Below are 23,208 nucleotides of genomic sequence, written 5' to 3'. Positions count from 1 at the left end.
ATTAATATTTATAACGAATAATAAAAGCTCAGCCAAGCACGCATTTCATCTTCAAAACTGTCGCCTTCTACTCGCGACAGTCCCATATTAAATGTTAAATCATTTACGCCTGCAGGCCCCATTCCAAAACTAAAATCGCCTTGGTATTTTAAGCCGTAGCTTTGTGCGTATACGGTGTCGTCGAGTTGATGTTGCTTATAATAAAGCCACGGCATGCCTTCTTTAAAGCTAAAGCCGCCACCGTAACCTTGATAGCGCTTTGCAGTTGCACTGTAAAAAGGCAGCTCAGATGAAAGTACATATTCACTATTTTGCTGCTGATTAATAAGATTTGAGCTAAAGCCACCTAATGCAAGACTCCTGTCATCACGTTGTTTTTGATCAAAGTTTGCATAAAGAGGAATACCAAACGCTTTACCAAAAAGTTTGGCGGCTAAATCGTAACCTTGCCAACTATTGCTCTTACTACTGCCATCGTACCAACTCGCATAAAGGCTTTGACCTATTGCAAAATCTTGACGATCATATTGCCAATTTTGAGCAATGCCTAAACGCGTCCAATTTTTATGGCTTTGCCTATAATCAGTGTAATTGTAGGCAAGCTCTGGCGTTAAACTTAACTGCCCAAATTTAACGGGGTAACTTATTGCGGCAAAACCACCACGGGCATCCATGTCTGCACTTAGACTTTGCTCATACTGGCGCGATGTATCTAAATCATAGTCAAACAGTGCAAGTTTCAGTTTTACATCAAGCGCATTATATTTTGCCTGCACATAACCACCGTGCAGTGCCCCATCATGTAAATCAGTGCTATATCCCGCTTGCAAGTCGAGCTGCTTTAATAAGTCGCTACTTTTAATGCTTAAATCTAACAAACTGGTAGAAGCCGAATAATACTGAGAACCAATTGCGAAAGTAGCGTGCTGGTCGAGTACGTTGTAATTTGTTTGCTCTATAGTTTCGTGCTTATATATTTTAGCTTTTGGAAGTGTATGTTCGTTTACTATTAGCAACGGTGCTTTTTTGTTAGCCGCAAATTCAGTAACTACAGTGCTATTTATAGCTTTTGGCAGTCTTTTTACATTTGGTCCATCTGCGATTATCGAAAAATAAAGCAGCGAGCCATCAGCCATTTCAATTGGGTGGGCAACGGCATCTTGCCCTTGAGTTAACTTGGTGAGTGTTTTACTCTCTATGTTGTAGTTATAAATATCGGTGGCGCTATTTAAACCTGCAACAAAGTAAAGTGACTCGCCATTATGACTAAAGCTCGGCTGACTTAAATATTGATACCCGTTTGGCATAGGTACTAATTGCTGCTGATTGCCGCCTACACCTTGTATATACAATTGCCAGTTTTCATTTAATGACGTTGATAAATAAGCTAATTTAGTTTCATCAGGACTGAGTATTGGATAATCGTAAGTTGTCTCAAGGCTTTTTGTAAATAATGGTGTGGTGGTTTGCGTATTGAGATCAACCTTTACTAATTCAGAGTAGCCATCTCTTATTTGCTCGCCATACAAGGTTTCACCGTTACTGGTTACGCTAAATCGTCGTATACCAGCAAGTTCGGTAAGTTGTGTAATATTTCCAGTGTCAGTGTTATAGCTAAATATGTCAGACACTTTGTTATAAATACCCGACTCTTCATTGCTGTACGCATTGAAATACAACGTTGTGCTATTTACCCATTGAGGATTTGCAATACCGGCTCGGTTAATTTGATTAAGCACTTGTTTTTGTTCGCGCTTAAACACACTGGGCGCTGTATCTGGAATATCTTGTGCATCGTTTTCGAGTAGCTCTTTTTGCGCTTTAGTAAACTCTTCTTGCGCTTTAATGTTGTCATCCGTGCTATAAATTATAAGCTTGGTATTACTCTCTATATCTCGCTCAACAATCGCAATCTTACTACCATCTTTTGAAAGTGCTGGGTTACTTGCATATAAGTTAAGCTCAAGCCAAAGTTCACTATTAAGTAACGGCTCCCCTTGCTCTATTTGCATTGCTTTATAGGTATATTCAGCTATAAATCGGCGATATAGCTTGGCTGCACTTTGCCCAAACACACCGCTAAATGCCTCATCAAAATTCCGCGTTTTTACGCCTTGCATTCGCGTCCAAACACTATCGAGTGTTTGTTCTGAATAGTTTTTCTCTAACCAATTTAAAAAGCGACTACCCATTAAATACGCCATTGAGCCGCCCATAAAGCCCTGCTCGCCATTTAACTGCCCATAGGTTGGCAGTGCGCCCTGTTGAGCAAATTCTCGCAGTATTGACTCTGAGTAGTTATCAAACAAACGCCCACGACCCGTCATTTTAGACTCAATCAATGTGGCATAACCTTCGGCTACCCAGCGCGGCGTATCACTGTAGGTTAAGTCGTATAAATCCCATATGCCACGTACTTTTTGCTGCCAGTGATTGCGTGTAGGCTGTGCTAAGTGCACTAAGTGAATATATTCATGCAACACAAGCAACTGCTGCCAGCCAGAGCTGTTTGATATAACTGTGTCGGATTGTGGTGGGGTTGTAAAAAGTGCCATTACAGGGTTACTTGAGGTAGGTAGCGCAAAGCCGTTTGCTGCATTTAGGGGATCAAACACCACTACCTCAACTGTTTTATCAAGTGCTCTGTTTTGCTGCTCAAGCACTTTGGTGCGTACTATTTCAAGCTCTGTTGCAGTTGATTTAGCAAAATCAGCATGCTCAATACTGTAGTGAATATTAAAATGTTCGGTATGAATAGTTTGCCAATCGGCTGCAAAGCTTGGTGCAGCTAGTAATAAAGCTGATGCGATGAGTGTTTTTTTCATGAGCGTCCCTAAAAGAATTCCTTAATACCATCTAGGGTATTATTAAATGTCTTTCATGGGCAGTAAGAAAGTGTAATAAAACATGTGCAAATGTGTATTTACACATGTTTTATTAGGGGAGTTTACATCCAGCTGCGAGTATCTGACTCAATCTGCTTAATTGTAAAATCAATAATAAAGTCAGCATCTTGCTGCTTTATGTAGGGCATAAATGCAAACCCTGAAGCAAGTTGTATATACAGGCTTTTTAAGCCTGATTTTCTCATTAAGTAGGTACTTATACTGCGTGCGCTTTGTGCTTTATAAAGCTCAAACACACGGTAATGAACCCCAATCATACCTTTGCGTACAACCATGTAAAATCGGCCATTATCCTCATGCATGTAATAACCATAACGCTGATACGATAAAGTTACCAAGCCAGAAAACACCACCAAAACACCAAGGCTTATCAAAGTATTAATATCAGCAATAAAACAAAAGCCAAACACTAATCCACTGGGTAACAGTGAATAAAAGCCTAAATTTTTATACAAAAGCGCTCGCTCTGCGCGCTTAAAAGCGAGTTTTTTACTATTAAACCAAGGGTAAATCCATTGGCATACACTATCAACTTGTTCGCTATTTAATACAGGTAATACTAAGGTTTGTTTATTTTTTTTAGCCGCAACACCGGCTGCTATTCCGCCGCTACTTGCTTGTAAACACTCAACGGTAAATCGCTTTAATAATCGCCCCATTAGATTTTGCTTAATAACAATAGATTGCACTTTATCCATGCTCATCGAAAGCTGATGGCGCTCTAACAAGCCAGCAATACGTTTAAACTTTTGACCTTTAAAATAAAGCTCAAAGTTGTAAAAACGAATAAGCGACATAGTCACCGATAGCATCACAGCAGCCAAAACTAACAAAATAATTAAGGTGATCATTGCAAAGGTAGCAGCACTGGCCAGCATACCCAGCTCTTGCCGATAAAAGCCTTCTACTTTGGTAATAATTTGCTTCTCTAAAAAATCAACAATCAGGTTTATAAAAGGGGCAAGAGCAGCGATTGCTAAAATAGCCATATTCGACATTAAACCAAATTTAGCTATTTCTTTATTGCTAATACTTAGCTTGTTTTCGATAGTGTCTGTTTCGCTTTGTTCAGTATTTTGTATTTCTTCTTGTTGCAGCGCTTTAAAATCAAATATTTGTTTACGCATTTGCTGTGCGTAATCTTTAGTGACGCCTGGTAAAACAACTTCTTGTGACACACTGCCAGCAGCATCAAAAATACAATTAACTAAATTTACAGGGGTAAAATAAAATGGCTCGGCAATATTAACGTTTTGCACACGGCCAAATTTAAGCGTAAGTCGCTCTTTTTTAAATACACCTTTGTTAAGCAATATTTCGTTGTCGCTACTAATACAAAACTTAAAATTTAAATAATATAAAAATGAGTAAACAAATAATAAAACCAGTCCAATACCGCCTGCCACCTGCGCCCAAAACAACTTATTTTCTACTTGAGTAACAAACACTACAAACATAGGTAGTAAGTTTAAAAGGCCATCTTTTACAAAGCGCACACTAAAGTGCACAACAAAATATAAAAGTGCCCAAGGCGATACTTTTTGCCAGTAAATAGGACTGACTTGATCTTCGATAGCTGTATTACTCATCGACTAAAGTTGCCTGAGGTGTTGTGTCGTCTTGACGGTAGTTTTGTACAAATTGGCGCATATTTTTACAATCATCATGGGTTAATCCACTAATTTGTAAATCGGCACTTACACCGCCAGCGCTAAATAATTTAATGCTCGCAAGGCTGAGTTTTCGCTCTATTGGTCCTTGGTGTATTTCCATATGCTGTACACGTGCTAAAGGTAATACTGTCACTTGTTGCCAAATAACGCCTTTTTTAAAAGCAATGTCATGATTTCGCACTGCAAAACCTCGCAACCTCACACTTATCATGTTGTACAGCATAGATACGGCCACTAAAATAGGCATACCAATTAGCAAATACGTTTGTGCATTATTAGCAAAGGCTTCATTAAAATAACAAACCGCAATCAGCGCACCAATTAGCGGTATATAAAACAGAAGCGAGCTAAGCTGTGTATGTAATAAGGCTTTATCAGCCAATGGCTTAAAGCTAATATCACTATGCTTTGGTAAATCCATTATTTGTTGATTGTTAAACACTATTTATCCCTATTACTGCTTTTAATTAATTACCAACTAATGGTGGTTATTAAGGTGTGGCTTTGTTTTGGCTCAAGCGTTACTTTATCTGTCAATACGTTAGCAGCCTCTAAGCAGAGCATCGTTTTATACTCATCGTCAGCAAAGTTAGATAAGCGTTTTGATTTTTCTATCCATGGGTTCCACAGTACACACGAACTTGAATTTTCGCGGCTCACATTAATAACACCCTCTGGCGTATTAATAGTTTGAATTGTATTTGCTTGTGTATAAACCATGTCGGTTTCGCGCTCAAAACTTACAACATCATTTTGTACAAATGGCCCTTCACCAAACTCAATATATTGCGCGCCTTGCAAACCATCAACATGGGTATTTGTAATGTCTGATGTAGGAAAATAGGTATGCAGCGCTTGAGTAAAGCTAAACGGCGTACTCCCTAAGTTAGTCGTAGTTAAGCGAACCTGTAATTTATCGCTTAATACAAACTCAACTTTTAATGCTGACTGATGTGGCCAATACGTCGTATTAACAAGCTTCATGGGTAGCTTTAAACTAACTGTAATTTGCTCATCAGATTCGTGTACTTCATCAGCTTGCCACACGCTTGTGCGCGCAAAACCATGGGCAGGCCACCCATCATTAGCGTGTGTACCAAACCATGGCCAACAAATAGGAATACCACCTCGAATACTTGCCCCTTCCTGATAGGTTTCGTCTTGTGATACCCATATAAGTGGCTTGTTATTTTTAGGGATATACTCGGTAATTTGCCCACCTTGCAAAAATATTTTTGCGTCGCACTTTGCACTAGCTATTTTAATAAACTCAAGACCGGTTTCGCTTTGCTCAATGCTAACTGATGGCGATAATTTCATACCTTCCCCTATAATACTGATACTAAAGATTTTTAATATTTGTACAGAAACAATAATGCATGCTTAAAGTATACGCTATTGATATTAAATATTGATTGCTGAATTTGTTCATTGCCGATTAATACATATACAGTAAACTCACAAACAATTACTTTGTACTAACAGCTGTAAATGAATAATACTAAAGTCTATACAATAAGACTTGCCAATTATTCACAACATACGTACTGTGCGCAACTTAATGCACACAAGATGCTAAGAAAATTTACTATAATTTAAACAACATAATTTTACATTAGTTACTGCTCTAACTATTAAAAACCAATAAAAGCGGCCTAATGTGCAATATATTGTTTGAATTCAATTTATTTGATGTGTAACATTTCGCGATTACGGCAAACTACCGCCCCATCGACGAGATAAGCAAATGCAAAAATATGACGAGTTATTGGTTTCTTTACGTAAAGTGATCCGCGCGATTGACTTACATTCTAAGCAGCTAAATAAAACTTCGGGTTTAACAGGCCCACAATTGCTTATAATGCAAGAAGTTAGAAAGACCGATGGAATAACGGCGAGCCGTATTGCTCAAAACGTAAATTTAAGCCCAGCAACGGTCACCAATATTCTCGACAGAATAGAAAGCAGAAACTTAGTAACACGCGTACGCAGTCAAATGGATAAACGCAGAGTGAGCTTATACCTCACCGAGAAAGGAAAAGAGTTACTTGATAAAGCACCTCAGCCATTGCAAGAACACTTTATTGAAAAGTTTTCTGCGCTTGCTGAGTGGGAACAGAGCCTTTTACTCTCATCAATGCAGCGTGTAGCCGCGATGATGGATGCAGATAAATTAGATGCATCGCCCCTTCTAGAAGTTGGTGCACTTACTCAAGCTCCTAAAGAATAAACAATAAAAAAAATACATAGTTTTGTACTTACTCTAAACGTAAGGCGTTTTTTGACGTCTTGAATTTTTTATTTTTTAATCACAAGCAGAGCGGCTATTATGACTAAACTCTCAAAATTAACACTAGCACTCGTTTTAGGTGGTGTTACAAGCACTTCTTATGCGTCTGATGATCTAGACACACTACAAAGCCAACTTAAACAGCTTAAGCAACAAATGCAGTTGCTTGAGAATAAGCTAGCTGATGAAAAAACAAAACAGCAACAAATTAACAAGCAACACGAACAACAAGTTGCAAACATCAGTAAAAAATCTGATCAAAAAGTGGTTGAAGTTGCCGCAGCAGAGCCTGAGAAAAAAGATGAAGGCATTAAAGTAGGTGGAGCAATACGCTTTAACTACAGCACCAACACATACGATGAAGATACCCAAGATCGCGGTGGCGATTTTGATTTTGATATTTTCCGTATAAATGTATCTGGTGAAATTAACGACATTTCACTTAACGGTGAAGTACGTTTTTACGATTACATGACCGTTGTTAAGTATGCTTACTTAGGTTACGAGTTTGCAGATGGCTGGGAAGGACAAGCAGGTATTGCACCCGTGCCTTTTGGTAATGGCCCATACAACTCACACAGCTACTTTTTCAGTACTAACTATTACGTAGGCCTAGAAGACGATTTTGATTTAGGTGTAGTAGTAAAACGTAAACTTAAAGATAACTGGAAATTAGACCTAGGCTTTTTCAAAAATGATGAGCTAGGCGGTGTGGACGGTGGCTCTTCAGATATTAACCATCGTTACTCTTACGACATTATTGGTAGTCGTTCTGCAGAAGAAGGTACATACGATGCACCGGGCTCTCGCATAGGCGAATACAATACGTTTGCCGGGCGAGCGACGTATCAAATTGAGCACAGCAAAAATATAACTACCGATGTGGGTGTATCACTATTAAGTGGTGGCTTACATGACGGTAACGACCGTGCAGGTAACTACGGTGCATGGGCATTTCATGTTGATAGCACAATTAACAACTGGAATATCCAATTTCAACACGGTGAATACGACTACGACCTAGACGACAGCAGCGACCGCTTTGTTGTTGGTGCGTATGCGTATTACGACACTGTATCTAGCGAAGCTACTATGACTAACTTTAACGTTGCTTATAATTACTCGCTTGATTGGGGGCCTGTTACCGACATTCAATTTTACAACGATTACGGCATTATTTATGACAAGTCTGACGATAGTGCAGATACATGGATGAACGTAACGGGTATGAGTGTTGCAGCAGGTGGCTTCTTTAGTTACTTCGACTTTATTCAAGCACGTAACCAGCCGTTTATTGGCGGAACAGTTATTGGGGATGGCGATACAGAACGTCGTTTCAACATAAACATCGGTTACTACTTCTAACCTGTTAACCGCATTTATTTTTTAAAAGGGCAAACTAAGTTTGCCCTTTTTTATTGATTTTAAGCTTCGAATTAATAGCTATTTAGCCTACAATTAGAGATACCATAACACGCCTAAAAAGAGCCTAAGTGAATATAAAAGCGGTGTTTATTTGTTATAAAAACTTATGGTTTAAAGCGCTTGGCTTAATACTTGTAGCCTTGGGTATTATTGGCATTGTGTTACCGGTCATGCCTACCACTATATTTTTTATTTTAGCGCTCACCTGCTTTACTCGCTCATCACCCGCGCTTGAACAATGGCTGTTAAACCACCCTCGTTACGGTGTAACTCTAAAGCAGTGGCAAGCCCATAAAGTAGTGCCTGTAAAAGCCAAATGCTACGCCGCCATTGGCATGTTAATTGGATTTATATTTTTACTGTACTCAGCCGCCCCTATTTGGGTTATTTGCCTCGTTGCAGTAGTAGAAGTATCGGTAATGATTTATCTTATTTTAAGACCTTCCTGCCCTCCTAAGCATTAAATGTTCATTTTTACCTGCATACACCTTTGTTTTAAAGTTTTTATGTAAAGATAAGTAAGTAAATTTGTAATAGCTAATGCAAATCATTATCATGTTGTAAATTTTATAATATCAAATGACTTATGGCGTTTATTAACAAGCGGGCTTTGTATAGTACAAGCCGTGCTCTACACATTTATATTTCTACAGCTTTGTTTTTTTTGCTTATTTTATTTTGTGTTAGCGGCATTGTGCTCAACCATATTGATTGGCTTAAAAACGATAAAAATAATGGTCAAGTAACGGCAATGATCCCAGCGGCTCTTGTTGATAAAGCAAATGCACAACTAGATACGCTGCCAACAATTTACCCAGAAATAGAAGCTTACTTAGCTGAGCAATATGCACTTACTAAAGTAAAAAGCATTGAATGGGAAAAAGAAGATGCGCTTGTCATGCTCGACTACCCGCTACCTGCTGGGTTTGCCTACGCAGAGCTTGATTTTACAACTGGCGAGCTAAATCTTGATTACCAAACAGGTGGATTTTTAAGCCTTATTGGCGACTTACATAAAGGTCGCCATAGCGGCGAAGTATGGAGCTGGGTAATTGATATATCTGCCGTACTGATGATTTTATTTGCCATTACCGGCATGATTATTTTATTTCAAAATAGAAAAAAACGCTTAGCAGGAATATGGATAACTGTACTAGGAGTAGCAACTCCACTGGTTATTTATTTATGTTGGGTTCCACAAATAAAAGGAGTGTCTTAATGGTTAAATTTAAATTATTTATAAGCGCCGCATTACTGCTCATCGCTGCGTTTTTTCAAACATCAGCGCATGCGCAAACACCACAGTTAGAGGTTGAATTAACGCTTCCCGACTTAGACGTACAACCGTATCACCGCCCATATGTTGCAGTTTGGCTTGAAACACCAGAGCGCAAACACGTTACAACGCTTGCACTTTGGGTGCAAAAAGCAGAATGGTTTAAAGACTTACGCCAGTGGTGGCGTAAAGCAGGCAAAACCGATATTAACTTTGACGGCATAAGTGGCGCCACTAAGCGCGCGGGTACTTACACTATAAATTGGCAAGGTAATGATTTAGACGGTAACCCAGTAAAACCAGGTAAATACTTACTAAATATTGAAGTTGTACGCGAAGAAGGCGGCAGAGATTACACCCGCGTTGAGCTCGATTTAACTAAATCAGGCAAGCTGACAATTGATGGTAAAAACGAGTTTTCTAAAAGCTTCGTCACTGTAAGCACTAAGTAGCTGCTACTTAATCATTTGAATTTAAGGAAATACAATGAAAATTAATTTATTAAAAACGGCATTAATCGGCGCATTGAGCTTATCTGCTTTAGTGTCAACTTCAGCAAGTGCACACGGACGTTGGTTACTACCTTCGCATACATCTTTATCAGGCGATAAAGCGCATTACGTAATGATTGACGCCAGTATTTCAAACGAAATTTTTGCACCAGACAAAGCCTTTAAACCTAAAGAAAAAGGCGCAGAGTACGACGATACGTTATTAATGGCACTTGCGCCTAATGGTGAGCCAGTATCTGAAACGATCCGTGCTTATTACTTAAAACGTAAAAGCTCAGCTGCGGTAAGCTTAACAGAGCAAGGAACTTACCACATTGCAATGACCCAAAAGCCAATGTACATGACCTTCTACAAAAATGAAGAAGGTAAGCGTAAGCGTGTATTTGGTAAAAAAACAGACGCTAAGTTACCTAGTAACGCTAAAGATGTAACTACAACAAAGGTTGTTTCAACAGTAGATACATTTGTAAGCCGAAATGGCACCACAAAGCCAGCACAGTTAGGTTTAGGCTTAGAGCTTAGTGGCCCAACGCATCCAAACGATTTATTTGTAGGTGAGCAAGCACGTTTTCAATTACTACAAGATGGTAAATCTGCTGGTGAAGGCATTGAAGTAAGCATTTTAAAAGGCGACACACGCTACCGTAACAACCGTGGCGAAGTAAAAGTAACGACCGATAAAGAAGGTATGTTTACAATTACATGGAAAGAACCAGGCCTATACCTAATAGAAACCTCTAACAAAGTTACAGTAAATGAAGAAGGCGTAGATGCAGGACGTTATGCATTATTTACTACACTTGAAGTTGCACCTGAATAATTTGAATTATTAAATTTAAAAAATTGAAAGGCCAAGCATTTGCTTGGCCTTTTTACGTCTTACTAACTTTTATCTAAAATCCCCTTGAATTCGCAACCATTCGACACAAGATTGCAACTACAACGATCCAAACGCCTATATCGCGCGTAAACAGTGACCTTATATGTTAACAACTTAGAATATCTTAGATAGTTTTTATCTTTGCACTAGGGTAGTCGCTTCTATATGATGCGCTCCTTTTCGACTAGCAGCTCTTGGGGAACAATTAATGACTTTTAAGCGTTTATCTGCAAATAAACTAGCACTTAGCTTGGCCGTTACCACTGCACTTAGCACACCTTACTCTATGGCTGTTGCCGCAGAGCAAGATAATCAAGCAGAAAAGAATATCGAAGTAATTTCGGTTACCGGTACTCGCAGAAGCTTACGAAGTATTGCCGAAAGTACGGTACCCGTAGACATTATTACCAGCGGTGATATGCAAAGTACGGGTCAGCTAGAAATAAGCCAAATACTAGCAAACCAAGTACCTAGCTTTAACTACCCAAGCGCCACTATGGGCGATGGTACTGACCATGCAAAACCAGCAGTTTTACGTGGTTTAGCACCCGATCACACATTAGTACTTATAAACGGTAAGCGCCGCCATGCAGGTGCACTATTAAACTTAGCGGGTGTTGTTGGTCGAGGCTCTACAGCTGTTGATTTGAACATGATTCCAACCTCTGCAATTAAACGTGTTGAAGTGCTACGTGACGGCGCAGCCGCACAGTACGGTTCTGATGCAATTGCTGGGGTAATTAACATTGTACTTAAAGATGCCTCAGAAGGCGGTAGCGTAAGTGTAACGTACGGTAAATACGATACTCAAATGGCTGGTGTATCTCAGCTAGAAAGTACCTATGCAGATGCAAACGGCGACTTAGCCTTTAATACCGGTGGCGACAGAGAAGTAAACGACGGTGCAACACGCACTGTTAGCGCAAACTCTGGTTTTGCGTTATCTGATAACGGCTTTGTAAACGTATCAATTGAGTACCGTGATAACGACTCAACGCAGCGCTCTGGCTTTGACCCACGCGAACAATACAGCCGCCTTGATGATGGCAGCCTAGACCCACGCGAATTTACTATCGATCGTTACAACCATCGTTTTGGTAAAGCGGAGCTTGAAGATTACGCGTTGTTTTACAACATGGGTTACGATTTAGATAACGGCTTAAACCTTTATTCATTTGGTAGCTACTCAAAGCGTGAAGGCAATTCTGGTGGTTTTTACCGCCGTGCAAAAGACAGCCGTAACGTTTTAGAAGTGTACCCAGATGGCTTTTTGCCACAAATTGAAACTGACGTACAAGATTACTCATTTGCATTGGGCTTACAAGGCGAAACAAACGACTGGACATGGGATGTAAGTACCAACTACGGCCGTAACGACTTTGGCTTCGGTGTTGTAAATAGTATAAACACATCACTAGGTGCCGACAGCCCAACCGAATTTGACAACGGTGCACTGGTTTACGATCAGTTTTTAGTAAACGCAACGGCCAATACCACACTTGATTTAGGTTTACCTGATGACGTATTTTTTACCGTAGGTACTGAATACCGCAACGAAAGCTACAAAATTGAAGAAGGCGAAGAAGCGTCTTACATCACTGCCCTTGATAGCGACGGTAACCCAATTGCAGCCGGTGGCGCGCAAGTACTTGCTGGCTTTGGACCAGAAAGTGCGACTGACGAAAGCCGTCATAACATCGCTTTATTTGTTGAGTTTGATACCTACTTAACAGAAAAATGGAACGTAGTTTTAGCGGGTCGTTATGAAGATTACAGCGACTTTGGTGACACGTTTACCTCTAAACTTGCCTCGCGTTTCAGCATTACTGAAAACCTATCACTGCGCGGAGCAATTAGCACAGGTTTCCGTGCACCATCTTTAGCGCAAAGCTCGTACCGCCAAATATCAACAGTACTTGAAAACAACCAACCATTTGAAGTGGGTTTATTCCCGACCGATTCAGCCGCAGCGCAAGCACTTGGTGCTCAGCCGTTAGATGCTGAAGAGTCAGTAAACGTTACAGCGGGCTTTATGTACACGCAAGGCAGCTTTAGCTTAACGGTTGATGCATACCGTATTGATATTGATGACCGTATTGTATTGTCTGAAAACTTAGAGGGCGATGCCGTAGTAGAAATACTACAAAATGCAGGTGAGCTAAATACCGAAAGCGTACGTTACTTTACCAACGCTATCGACTCACGCACGCAAGGTGTAGATATAGTTGCCACTTATAACCTAGATTTAGACAACTTAGGTGATTTACGCCTAAACGTAGCAGCTAACTTTAACGACACCGAAGTAACGCACGTAAACGACAACCCAGCACAGCTAAACTCACTAGGTGACGACTACGTAGTGTTTGCACGTCGTGAAGTAGGTCGCTTTGAAGAAGGCACGCCAGATAGCAAATGGAACCTATCAGCAGTGTGGAACTTTAACGAATGGCAAACTACCCTGCGTGCCACACGTTATGGTGAAGTCGCTGATATTTCAACTACAGCTGACCGCGATGAATACCTAGACCCTAAGTGGATCACCGACCTAGAAGTGGCATACCGTCCAGACGAATATTGGAAGTTTGCCGTTGGTGCAAACAACTTGTTCGATCAGTACCCACAAGCCACCGTGGATAACATTGGTTACTCTGACTTTGGCCAAATATTCCCGTACACACCGTATGCGCCTTACGGATTAGACGGACGTTTCTTATACGGTAATATTACTTACAGCTTTTAATTAGTTCCCTAATAAAAGCAGAGCAATTATAAAAGGATGCATCGCGCATCCTTTTATATTAATAATTAGTTATTTTAACCACTTATTAGTATTTCAACTTTCATAAAAAACCACCACCCCATATAAAACAACAGCTTACATTTCGGCCTCATTTTTGCTCTATATTGTTTATATAAATACAAACAAAAATACAAAGGACTAAACATGAGCTCATCAACACAATTAAGCATTGCAAAACCACTTTCGCTTATTGGCGGCATTTTATTATTAAGTGGCTGTGTATTTCATATATCGCCAAGCGTTGCCTCAGTAAAGCAAACTCAACAGCTATCACTGCCAAGCAATAATCTTGAATATTTAAACGTATTAAGCGGTGCGGGTAGCCTTGAAATAAAAGGCTCAAAAACAGCCACCAGCATTAGTGTTGATGCCACCATTTACACAGCCGATATTGAAGATGAGTACGAGCTAACGCTCGAGCAAGACGGTAAACAGGCAAAGCTTGTTTCCCAAAATAAAAGCCGTAATGGTATTAGCTTTTACAATGGTCAATCTCCACATATTGATTTAGTTGTTACTGTGCCAAGTAATCTAAATTTAGATATCGATGATGGCTCAGGCGACATTTTAATAAATGCTATGCAAAGCAATATTGATGTAAAAGACGGCTCAGGAGATTTAACGATAAGCGGTGCTAAAAACCTAACTGTTGACGATGGATCAGGTGAAGTAAACTTTGAAAACATCGCGGGTAATTTAGAGCTAACCGACGGCTCTGGCAGTATTCATATTAACAACGTAAGCGGCAATGCAACTATTGACGATGGTTCTGGTGAAATGCACGTGAGCAACATAAGCGGTTCACTAAACGTTGAAGATGGATCGGGTGATATAGTAATAAGCCATATAAGCGGTGCAGTTAATGTTGATGATAACTCTGGCGACCTGCTTATTGAGCATATTGGCTCAAACGTAACAATTGAAGACGGTTCGGGTAATATTCGCGTTAACCATGCAAAGGGGCTGACTATTACTGAGTCGGGCTCGGGCGATGTAAGTATCGATAATATTAGCGGTTCAGTAAAAGTAGCTGACTAACTCTATTTAACCGTTATTCAACTGCCCTTTAATGTACTTTATGCCCTATCAATCAGGGCATAAAACACTCCTCTCAATGAATAAATGATTCAAAAGTAGCACTGTTTCGCGTTAACTATTCCCCCAAATAATACAAAAGTACTTATTTGATTTATTTTTTTGCTTAATAGCTAATTTGGGTACATATTAATATTCAACTTTTTAAAAGGATATTGATATTATGAAATGGAAGTTATTAATTTTAATTACTGCTTTATTCACCCTCGTAGCATGTGGCTCTGGAGGATCAGACTCTAAAACAGTAACTAAACCGGTCAGCACTAACACAAAACCTATTGCGGTTATTACCACCGAACAATCGGGGTTTAAAGTAAATACCACCCTCGTTTTTAGGGCAGCACAAAGTAGCGACCCCGATGGCGATGCACTCACCTATCAATGGCAATTAACCAGCAAAAACGAACAAGTAGAAATACCGATTACGGTTAATAACGAAAGTACCGTTGAGTTTTCAGTATCTGAAGCACAAGAATACCAATTAGTATTAACCGTGAGTGACGGTAAGCTTTCCAGCACACCGGCACAAAAACAATTCACCGTTACTGCAAATACCCAACTAATAGCTAACGCAGGTAGCACACAAACCGTTAAGCAAGGTGATGTTGTGCTTTTAAATGCCGCGCAAAGTAGCACAACCAGCGGCGCCATTAATCAATACAAATGGCAATTTATTACCAAGCCCGTAGCAAGTAATACAACGCTTGAAAATGCGACTCAAGTTAAAAGCCAGTTTGTTGCCGACGAAATAGGCGATTTTAAAGTTGAGCTTACCGTTACTGATTCACAAGGTGATACAGCAAGCACTGTCGTACTCATAAAAAGTGAATCGCTTAATTCTAACTCATCGCCACAAGCGGTTATAAACGTAGAAAATAATACAATTGCCCCAAATGAAGTTGTTACGCTTTATGGTAACCAAAGTACTGATCCCGATAAAAACGATACGCTTAGTTATGCCTGGGCAATTACATCAAAACCCGAGGGCAGCACGCCGGCTCTTTCAAACATGCAAAATCATACCGCTGGGTTTTCAGCGTCAACAGCTGGAGATTACACGCTTTCACTCACTGTTACCGATCAACAAAACGAAAGCGATACCGCATCAGTTACTTTAACTGTTACCACAAGTAATAAAGCCCCCGTTGCAACACTTGAGTCCGAACGTGATATTACGTTAAACGAATCAACCACTTTGCAGTGCCAACAATGTAGCGACCCCGACGGAGATACGCTGAGCTATAACTGGCAGTTACAAGCTAAGCCTGTAAATAGTGCATCACAACTGACTAACAGCACATCAACAACACCTTCTATTGTTGCCGATAAAGAAGGCGACTACGTTGTAGTGCTTACAGTGTCTGATGGGCAATTAAGCTCAAACCAAGCAACCTCAGTACTGCATGCCAGTAGCAATAAAAAACCTATCACTTTGGTAACTTATGAAACCTCTATAACGATTGATGAACAAGTTTTACTTGATGCCTCACCTAGTTACGATCCAGAAGGCCAACCACTAAGCTACCAATGGGAAATCATTTCGTCGCAAGGCCAAGCAACGCTTAGCAGTAATACAATACCAAAACCAACGTTTAGCGCATCAGTAGAGGGGCAAGTGGTTATTTCGTTACGCACTAACGATGGCGTGCAGTACTCTGACACAAAAACCCTAACAATTGATGTAATACAAAACGCATTGCCAGTAATTAGCTTCACAGGGGAGCAATCACGCTACGATGTAGTGGGCAATGCAGTTAAATTTGATGTAAGCCAAAGTTACGACCCTGAGGGAACCACTCTCGATTACGCCTGGACACTATCAGCGCCTTCAGGCTCGAGCACCAGTTTAAGCAATACAAACCAAAGTATTACCGAATTTATCGCCGATATGACAGGTATTTACACGCTAACCGTTGTAGCAACTGATGCTGATGGATTTTCAAAAAGTGTGCAATTCTCAATTACAGTAACTAACTCTGCCCTACTTACCGGTCGTATTAAAGGACAACTCACTAATGTGCAAAAAGCGGCTATAAGCAATGCACAGCTAACAATTAATGGACAGCAGTACAGCACCAACACAAACGGCTTTTTTGATGAAGAGGTTAATTTAGCGCAAGGTGAAAAAATAACGATTACCACCGCAGACGAAAGACTCGCAACAGGGGTATATAACTCTGTAGCAATTACGCAAAGCAACTTTACTGTGGATATAGGCCAAAATAGCATGCCCGTTTTACAAGCTGTTGAGGTTTCGGTATTTGTATGTGCTGAGTTTTCAGGCCCCGACACCGTTAACTTACGCTTTAACATGGTAGATACACTTTTAGCGTCAGATAGCTTTCAATTTAGCTTTGATCAAACCAAACCACTTACTTTGCAAAAAAGCGGAAGTACTTACCTCGATAGCGAATTAGATATCGACCTACCTGCATCTGCCGAGTTTGAAGTAACAGTAATTGAAACAAACGTTGAAAATACAATCAGCTCAAACATTACTATTTACCATTCTGATTCAGGCCAACCAAGCTCAGCAATTATAAGTGTTTGTAATATTTAGTCTCCAACAAGCCCTTCAACATAAAGTGCTATTCTTAGCCCAGTAGTTATAACCATTAGTGTTATAACTACTGATAAATAAGCAACTTTGAGCCATATAATCCATTGTATTTTATAAGCAGCTAAGCCATTCTAAAAGCCTTGATGTTATTAGGATAAACGCGTGTTAGAAATTGCTTTAATTTACTTAGCAGCAGCCATTGTAGCTGTCCCTATTGCAAAACGAGTCGGACTGGGCTCAGTGTTAGGTTATTTAATTGCCGGCATACTCATTGGCCCTTATGCGCTGGGTGTTGTGGGCGATCAAACAGATGTAATGCACTTCGCTGAATTTGGCGTAGTAATGATGCTTTTTTTAGTGGGCCTTGAGCTACAACCTTCGCGTTTATGGACATTGCGCCACTCTATTTTAGGGCTTGGCGGCTTACAGGTTGTGCTATCGGCTGCGGCTATTTTTGCGTTTTGTTATTGGTTTTTTGCTATGCATTGGCAAACCGCACTCGCCATTGGTTTAATGTTGGCGCTCTCCTCTACCGCTATTGTACTGCAAAGCCTTGAAGAAAAAGGCTGGCTAAAGCAAGAAGCCGGACAAAACGCGTTTTCGGTATTGCTGTTTCAAGACATCGCCATTATTCCTATTTTAGCCCTATTGCCACTGCTCGCATTTGCCCCGCAAACTAGCACAAAAGAAATCAGCGATTCGATTATTGCGAGCTGGCCTGTATGGCAACAAGTATGTGTATCGGTTGCGGTTATTGCCGCTATTATTGCCGGCGGTAAATATGTATCGGCGCCGTTATTTAGATACATTGCCCAAACGCACATGCGCGAAATATTTACTATTTTTGCACTGTTTTTAGTGGTCGCTATTGCACTGGTTATGCAAAGTATTGGTTTATCGCCTGCTTTGGGGACTTTTTTAGCCGGCGTTGTACTTGCCGAGAGTGAGTTTAGACACGAATTAGAAGCCGATATAGAGCCTTTTAAAGGCTTACTTTTAGGATTGTTTTTTATAACTGTTGGCGCATCAATTAACTTTGAACTGCTATTTAACGAGTTTAGTACTGTTATAGGCTTAGTGGTTTTACTCATTGTGGTTAAAGCCTGCATTTTATTTGCCCTTGCCGTTACCTTTAAAATTAACAGTAAACAGCAATTATTATTTGCCTTAGCGCTTGCCCAAGGGGGTGAGTTTGCCTTTGTACTGTTAAGCGTAACCACCACCTTAAGTATTTTAACGCCCGAGCAAACCAGCCTTGTTACCTTAGTTGTGGCGGTATCAATGCTAATAGCGCCGTTATTACTTATGGTTTATGAGCAAATACAAAAACGCAGCAGCAGTGCTCTGCCTGAGTTTGATAAGCCAGAGCAAATTAGCACCGCTAAGCACGTAATTATTGCGGGCTACGGACGTTTTGGCCAAATTATGGGGCGTTTACTGCACGCGCAAGGCTACGAAATAACCGTACTTGATCACAGCCCTAGCCAAATAGAATTACTACGCCGTTTTGGCAATACCGTATTTTATGGCGATGCCGCACGCCAAGAACTCCTTGAAGCCGCAGGCGCGCACACCGCGCAAATGCTGGTAATTGCAATTGATAACCCCGATAAAACCATTGAGATAATTAAGCTCGCGCATAAAAACTACCCGCAGCTTAAAATAGTTGCTCGCGCAATCGACCGCCGCCATGCGTATCAGTTACTTAATTTAAAAGTAGATGCGTTTAACCGAGAAACAGTCGACTCGGCCATTAACCTTGCCGTAGAAGCTCTGGAGTTACTAGGTAACACTAAGCAAGATGCAGAACGTGCTGGTAAACTATTTAGAGACCACGACCGCGCTGCAGTACTGCAACTTGCTGCGTTATGGGGAGACGACGCTAGCTACGGCGTAGCCGTGCGCCAACGCATGGAAGATTTAAAACAAGTTCTGCAACAAGATAAACAAGCACAAAGCGATTTAAATACCTGCGACAGCGGCGATTGCGAAGACGGCCTAACAGAGCTAGCTGATAGACCCAAAAAGCCTGATGATGCTCATCTTGAGTAATTTAGGTAGTCGGGTTTGAGTTATTAGAGATAATGGTTTTGCCTCGTTTAGAGGCAAAACTTCTAAATAATTAACTTTGTATGTTACTCAACTTCAACGAATCCACCTTCGTCTCCTTTGAATTTTTCTTTATTTTTATTGCTCAACTCTTCAAGCTTTTTATCTCGCTCATCACTCATAGGCCAACCAGCATCTATTAAACCTAAAAAATATCCAAGGGAAACCCAACCAACAACCTTTATTGAGTCAGCTTTAAGCCACTTTTCACCATCCCAGTTAAGGTAATCGTAAGAACCGAACCCAGTTTTATAACTAGACGCAACAAAATATAAACCAGGCTGAACGGGATTTGAATTTTCGACCCAATCTACCGGCACATTCACTTTTTTCATTATTTTATTCTCCACACTTTTTCCTTGTGAATATAAACCAGTAGGCCACAGCCACAATAGCTGAACTATAAACATAGATTAATAACACCCCATGCTCTGATTTAGTGGCTAACAATACTATGAAAGTGGGTACTAAACTTAAAGGGAGTAAAAAACGAAGTTTGAATTTATTAAAATGTTGAAGCAACAAAGCTATCGGCAAACCATAAAAAAGAGTTAAAAATGCAGCTAAAAGCCACCCAACAAAAGCCATTATAATCCAAGTTTCAAAGCCTGTTGTAGAGACAACGTAACCAGTAGCAAGCGAATAACTATATAAAATTAGAAATGCCACTAATAGTGCAGGAAAAACTACAAATGGAGCCATACAACAAGCCTGTATGTTTTTTCGTGTCTTCTGACTAAATGTTTTCATGGTAAATTACTCAAAGAGGCTTTACTGCCTCTGTATAAAAAACTGATGAATGAATTTAAGTATTCTATCATTTCACTTTAGAAAGCATTTCAATGGACTTTTATTAGTATCAAATAGTGTAAGTTAATACCAACTATAAATATTATATAGCTGATGGTGTGTTTTATAAAATGGGAAAGTGTTTGCAGTATTACTTGGGCAGGAATGGCTTAAATTAATCTACTTGTAGCTCATAACCACCTGCCATTTTCAGCTATGAGCTACTACATTTAAAAACGCTAAAACCTAGTGATGATGTCCGCCTTGAATAGCCTCGCCCTGCTGATTATAAAAACCTGTTGCGCTGTGCTCAATAAAACCAAGGTTTATCATTTTAGCTAAAAACGGGTCGCCTTCGTTATCGCCAATGTCGGCGTAATCGGTGGTTTGAAAACGATCCCACTGTGCAAATTGAGCGGTAATTAATGGCATCTCAGTGTTTACATTATTAAGGCTTAGCAATGTAGTTGTTTTGTTTTTTTTATTACTAATAGTAAATGTTTTAACTAATTTTGAATGCGTAAAAAAGGCGAGGTTAAAGTCGTTGCCATTTTCGCTCAGTGTATAGTTTTTTACTTCATCGCAGCCTGTGCCTTGTGTGCTTACTAGGGTCATTTTTTCGATTAGGTGGTTATCCACCAGCTGGTTTTTAGCACTCCAATTTTGTACGCCGCGTACCTCAGATGGTTGGTACTCAATACCGCGTTGCTGGGCATTAAAGTAACGTATTGGTCGTATTTGATTATTAGCTAAGTGCTGCCAAAGCTCGGTTATTACTTCACTTTGATGCGCTACTTGCTGGTTGTTTCGCCAAAGGGTAAGTGACTCGCTACTTTGCTGCGCTTTATGGCTGTTGGTAATTTTATAATCCGCTTTTAAATACTTGGCATCAATATCACATTGCGAGGCAAAGCTACTTGTACTTACAAGCGTGGCAATTATTAATAACGCTTTTTTCATTTAGCTATCTCTTATTTATATTTCAAGTTTATGGCAATAACATAACGATTATAAATGTCAGTTTAATGACAAAACCCCGCACAGTATGCAGGGTTTTTTATTTAGATATATTTAACTAAATTTATAACTAGCCGGTATTTATTGCGCTAGTTTTTCGTCTGCTGTTTTTACAAAGTCAGCTGCAAAGTCCATTACATGGAATAAAAAGCTTTGCTCGTTTGTGCCTGTTACCAAGTGTGCACCTGGGCCCATTGCATAAACGCCAACATCTTCACCGGCATGTGTTTCTGAGCCAAGTGGTACTAACGACTCTTGGTGAAAACCCGGTGTTGTTGTATCAACATCGCTTAAATCAACACGCCCTGTTACCGGTGCGGCTAAGTAAGATGCATCGGCATTGGTTTCATCGCCTAAATCTCTATAACCTAAACCATTAGTGTAGCCAACAGTTGTATAAGGCATATCGTCGGCGGCGAGGCTTGGCTCAGTTTCGCCCACGGCAACCACTTTACCTAAAATTGGGTTACCGCGTTTAGGGTAACCGGCAATGGTAAATACATGGCTGTGATCGGCTGTTACAACTATTAATGTTTCTTCTGGGTTGGTGTTTTCCATCGCCACTTTAACGGCTTTAGCAAGCTCAATAGTGTCGTTTAACGCGTTATAAGCGTTACCCGCATGATGCGCGTGGTCAATTCGACCCGACTCAACCGTTAAGAAAAAACCTTGCTCGTTGTTATCAAGCACGTTTATTGCTTTTTCGGTCATTTGTGAAAGCGAAGGCTCGCCTGCAACATCGTTTGCGCGGTCAGCTTCGTACTGCATGTGGGACTCATTAAATAAGCCAAACACTTTAGTGGCGTCGTCACTTATTGCATCAAAACCGGTTTGATCCATTACGTAAGTACCATTTGGATATTGCGTTTTCCACTCTGCAGTTAAGTCGCGGTTATCGGTTCTATCCCCTTCAACAGCACTTACTGCATCGGCTGAGTTAAACGCAGCATCTTTTGGTAAAAAGTGACGACGACCGCCGCCCATTACTACGTCAATACCGTCTACATCAACACCACTAAAGCGTGCTTCTAGGTTGGCTTCAAAGTTAACCAGTTGCGATGCTATGTCTTCACACGTTGCGGCACTTTCTGGCATATCGGAGATATCTTCCCAGTTACGCTCTGCCGATTTAGCATACGTTGCAGCTGGGGTTGCGTGAGTAATACGCGCTGTAGAAATAATCCCTGTTGCTTTACCTGCAATTTCAGCAAGCTCTAATGAGGTAACTAGTTCGTGCCCTTTGCCTGATGCACAATTACCGCGTTCAACCGCTTCATCAATACCTAAAACGCCCGCGTCGGTTTTAACACCCGATGCCATTGCGGTCATAGTGCCTGCCGAATCTGGCGTTTGCGCATCTACGTTGTATGTTTTTACAAAGCCCGAAAAAGGCATCGTTTCAAAGCTTAACTGGTGCTCTTCACCCATTTCGCCTTCTAACTGACCCGCTAAAATACGTGCTGCGGTTATGGTAGAAATACCCATACCATCGCCCACAAATAAAATAACGTTTTTAGCTTTGCCTGATTCAGTAACAATGTTGCTACTGGCTGTTTGTGCAGCACCTAATTTTGTTTGTGCTTCACTAAACCATGCATTACTAGTAAGCGAGGCTAATTGCTCGTTTGTGAGCGACGTTGCAGGTGCATTACACACTAAATTAGTTGAGTTAACTTCGTCGCTGTCTAGCACGTCGTTATTATTGGTATCTGCGCCTACTTGAGTCTCTACACCGCCATTAATGCACTGCTCAGAGCCCACTGCAATAGCGTTATCTACTGCGATAATATTATTTTCATTTTTGTTATCGTCACTCGAGCAACCTGCTAGCGCGACCATTACTGCCAAAGAAAGTACCGTTAATTTGTTCATGTTA

The 23,208-nt window shown here is 40.5% G+C and carries 18 protein-coding genes; 10 read left to right on the top strand and 8 right to left on the bottom strand.

The features are described 5' to 3' along the window. Nucleotides 1-8: 8 nt before the first annotated feature. The 4 genes from WNY79_RS12565 to WNY79_RS12550 form a co-directional block, all read right to left on the bottom strand. On the bottom strand, nt 9-2,825 hold the full coding sequence (locus tag WNY79_RS12565; protein WP_342876009.1) for a hypothetical protein: 2,817 nt from the start codon (nt 2,823-2,825) through the stop codon (nt 9-11). A gap of 122 nt (nt 2,826-2,947) precedes the next feature. Further along, nucleotides 2,948-4,495, bottom strand: a complete 1,548-nt coding sequence (locus WNY79_RS12560) for a PH domain-containing protein (RefSeq protein WP_342876008.1) — start codon at nt 4,493-4,495, stop codon at nt 2,948-2,950. After that, nucleotides 4,488-5,021, bottom strand: coding sequence for a PH domain-containing protein (locus WNY79_RS12555; protein ID WP_342876007.1), 534 nt, complete (start codon nt 5,019-5,021; stop codon nt 4,488-4,490). The genes WNY79_RS12560 and WNY79_RS12555 overlap by 8 nt, the downstream gene beginning before the upstream one ends. A gap of 29 nt (nt 5,022-5,050) precedes the next feature. After that, nucleotides 5,051-5,899 carry a D-hexose-6-phosphate mutarotase gene (locus WNY79_RS12550; protein ID WP_076925537.1) on the bottom strand — a complete coding sequence of 283 codons (849 nt, stop codon included), beginning with the start codon at nt 5,897-5,899 and terminating at the stop codon, nt 5,051-5,053. 427 nt (nt 5,900-6,326) lie between these two features. On the opposite strand from WNY79_RS12550, the gene WNY79_RS12545 reads away from it, so the two are divergent. From WNY79_RS12545 to WNY79_RS12500, 10 genes are all read left to right on the top strand, one after another. Then, entirely contained in the window at nt 6,327-6,809 is a 483-nt protein-coding gene (locus WNY79_RS12545; RefSeq protein WP_024598783.1) for a MarR family transcriptional regulator, read from the top strand. A gap of 99 nt (nt 6,810-6,908) precedes the next feature. Further along, nucleotides 6,909-8,234, top strand: a complete 1,326-nt coding sequence (locus WNY79_RS12540; protein WP_342876006.1) for a carbohydrate porin — start codon at nt 6,909-6,911, stop codon at nt 8,232-8,234. 128 nt (nt 8,235-8,362) lie between these two features. After that, nucleotides 8,363-8,758, top strand: coding sequence for a YbaN family protein (locus WNY79_RS12535; RefSeq protein ID WP_076925536.1), 396 nt, complete (start codon nt 8,363-8,365; stop codon nt 8,756-8,758). Nucleotides 8,759-8,880: 122 nt separating this feature from the next. Then, nucleotides 8,881-9,513: a PepSY-associated TM helix domain-containing protein gene (locus WNY79_RS12530; protein WP_342876005.1), complete on the top strand. Its 633-nt coding sequence runs from the start codon at nt 8,881-8,883 to the stop codon at nt 9,511-9,513. Further along, nucleotides 9,513-10,022: a DUF2271 domain-containing protein gene (locus WNY79_RS12525; RefSeq protein ID WP_342876004.1), complete on the top strand. Its 510-nt coding sequence runs from the start codon at nt 9,513-9,515 to the stop codon at nt 10,020-10,022. The genes WNY79_RS12530 and WNY79_RS12525 overlap by 1 nt, the downstream gene beginning before the upstream one ends. A 34-nt stretch (nt 10,023-10,056) precedes the next feature. After that, nucleotides 10,057-10,902, top strand: coding sequence for a DUF4198 domain-containing protein (locus WNY79_RS12520; RefSeq protein ID WP_170072720.1), 846 nt, complete (start codon nt 10,057-10,059; stop codon nt 10,900-10,902). Between the two features lie 268 nt (nt 10,903-11,170). Beyond that, the gene (locus tag WNY79_RS12515; RefSeq protein WP_342876003.1) at nt 11,171-13,702 is read left to right on the top strand and encodes a TonB-dependent receptor; all 2,532 of its coding nucleotides are present in this window, start codon (nt 11,171-11,173) and stop codon (nt 13,700-13,702) included. A 204-nt stretch (nt 13,703-13,906) separates the two neighbouring features. Further along, on the top strand, nt 13,907-14,800 hold the full coding sequence (locus tag WNY79_RS12510) for a hypothetical protein (protein ID WP_342876002.1): 894 nt from the start codon (nt 13,907-13,909) through the stop codon (nt 14,798-14,800). A gap of 220 nt (nt 14,801-15,020) precedes the next feature. Continuing rightward, a complete protein-coding gene (locus WNY79_RS12505) occupies nt 15,021-17,417 on the top strand; it encodes a PKD domain-containing protein (protein ID WP_342876001.1) in 2,397 nt (798 codons plus the stop codon). Nucleotides 17,418-17,579: 162 nt separating this feature from the next. Continuing rightward, nucleotides 17,580-19,469, top strand: coding sequence for a monovalent cation:proton antiporter-2 (CPA2) family protein (locus WNY79_RS12500; protein ID WP_170072716.1), 1,890 nt, complete (start codon nt 17,580-17,582; stop codon nt 19,467-19,469). Between the two features lie 83 nt (nt 19,470-19,552). Here the strand turns inward: WNY79_RS12500 and WNY79_RS12495 are convergent, their stop codons facing one another. The 4 genes from WNY79_RS12495 to WNY79_RS12480 all read right to left on the bottom strand — a co-directional run bounded on the left by WNY79_RS12495 (nt 19,553) and on the right by WNY79_RS12480 (nt 23,204). Next, nucleotides 19,553-19,861, bottom strand: a complete 309-nt coding sequence (locus WNY79_RS12495) for a hypothetical protein (protein WP_342876000.1) — start codon at nt 19,859-19,861, stop codon at nt 19,553-19,555. A gap of 4 nt (nt 19,862-19,865) precedes the next feature. After that, nucleotides 19,866-20,228, bottom strand: coding sequence for a hypothetical protein (locus WNY79_RS12490; RefSeq protein WP_024594894.1), 363 nt, complete (start codon nt 20,226-20,228; stop codon nt 19,866-19,868). Nucleotides 20,229-20,561: 333 nt separating this feature from the next. After that, on the bottom strand, nt 20,562-21,275 hold the full coding sequence (locus tag WNY79_RS12485) for a hypothetical protein (RefSeq protein WP_342875999.1): 714 nt from the start codon (nt 21,273-21,275) through the stop codon (nt 20,562-20,564). A gap of 138 nt (nt 21,276-21,413) precedes the next feature. Beyond that, on the bottom strand, nt 21,414-23,204 hold the full coding sequence (locus WNY79_RS12480) for an alkaline phosphatase (protein ID WP_342875998.1): 1,791 nt from the start codon (nt 23,202-23,204) through the stop codon (nt 21,414-21,416). Between the last annotated feature and the right edge of the window lie 4 nt (nt 23,205-23,208).

The sequence above is a fragment of the Pseudoalteromonas sp. AS84 genome (genome assembly GCF_038900255.1).
In the GTDB taxonomy this organism is placed as follows: Bacteria; Pseudomonadota; Gammaproteobacteria; order Enterobacterales; family Alteromonadaceae; genus Pseudoalteromonas.
Note: the sequence above shows the minus strand (reverse complement) of the source record. Positions and strands in the feature narration are given on the sequence as shown.

Excerpts from the sequence above, each read along its gene's own strand:
- WNY79_RS12540 (WP_342876006.1), top strand. The coding sequence starts at position 6,909 with ATGACTAAACTCTCAAAATTAACACTAGCACTCGTTTTAGGTGGTGTT.
- WNY79_RS12495 (WP_342876000.1), bottom strand. The coding sequence starts at position 19,861 with ATGAAAAAAGTGAATGTGCCGGTAGATTGGGTCGAAAATTCAAATCCC.
- WNY79_RS12510 (WP_342876002.1), top strand. The coding sequence starts at position 13,907 with ATGAGCTCATCAACACAATTAAGCATTGCAAAACCACTTTCGCTTATT.
- WNY79_RS12560 (WP_342876008.1), bottom strand. The coding sequence starts at position 4,495 with ATGAGTAATACAGCTATCGAAGATCAAGTCAGTCCTATTTACTGGCAA.
- WNY79_RS12565 (WP_342876009.1), bottom strand. The coding sequence starts at position 2,825 with ATGAAAAAAACACTCATCGCATCAGCTTTATTACTAGCTGCACCAAGC.
- WNY79_RS12550 (WP_076925537.1), bottom strand. The coding sequence starts at position 5,899 with ATGAAATTATCGCCATCAGTTAGCATTGAGCAAAGCGAAACCGGTCTT.
- WNY79_RS12525 (WP_342876004.1), top strand. The coding sequence starts at position 9,513 with ATGGTTAAATTTAAATTATTTATAAGCGCCGCATTACTGCTCATCGCT.
- WNY79_RS12505 (WP_342876001.1), top strand. The coding sequence starts at position 15,021 with ATGAAATGGAAGTTATTAATTTTAATTACTGCTTTATTCACCCTCGTA.
- WNY79_RS12520 (WP_170072720.1), top strand. The coding sequence starts at position 10,057 with ATGAAAATTAATTTATTAAAAACGGCATTAATCGGCGCATTGAGCTTA.
- WNY79_RS12530 (WP_342876005.1), top strand. The coding sequence starts at position 8,881 with ATGGCGTTTATTAACAAGCGGGCTTTGTATAGTACAAGCCGTGCTCTA.
- WNY79_RS12545 (WP_024598783.1), top strand. The coding sequence starts at position 6,327 with ATGCAAAAATATGACGAGTTATTGGTTTCTTTACGTAAAGTGATCCGC.
- WNY79_RS12490 (WP_024594894.1), bottom strand. The coding sequence starts at position 20,228 with ATGGCTCCATTTGTAGTTTTTCCTGCACTATTAGTGGCATTTCTAATT.
- WNY79_RS12480 (WP_342875998.1), bottom strand. The coding sequence starts at position 23,204 with ATGAACAAATTAACGGTACTTTCTTTGGCAGTAATGGTCGCGCTAGCA.
- WNY79_RS12515 (WP_342876003.1), top strand. The coding sequence starts at position 11,171 with ATGACTTTTAAGCGTTTATCTGCAAATAAACTAGCACTTAGCTTGGCC.
- WNY79_RS12485 (WP_342875999.1), bottom strand. The coding sequence starts at position 21,275 with ATGAAAAAAGCGTTATTAATAATTGCCACGCTTGTAAGTACAAGTAGC.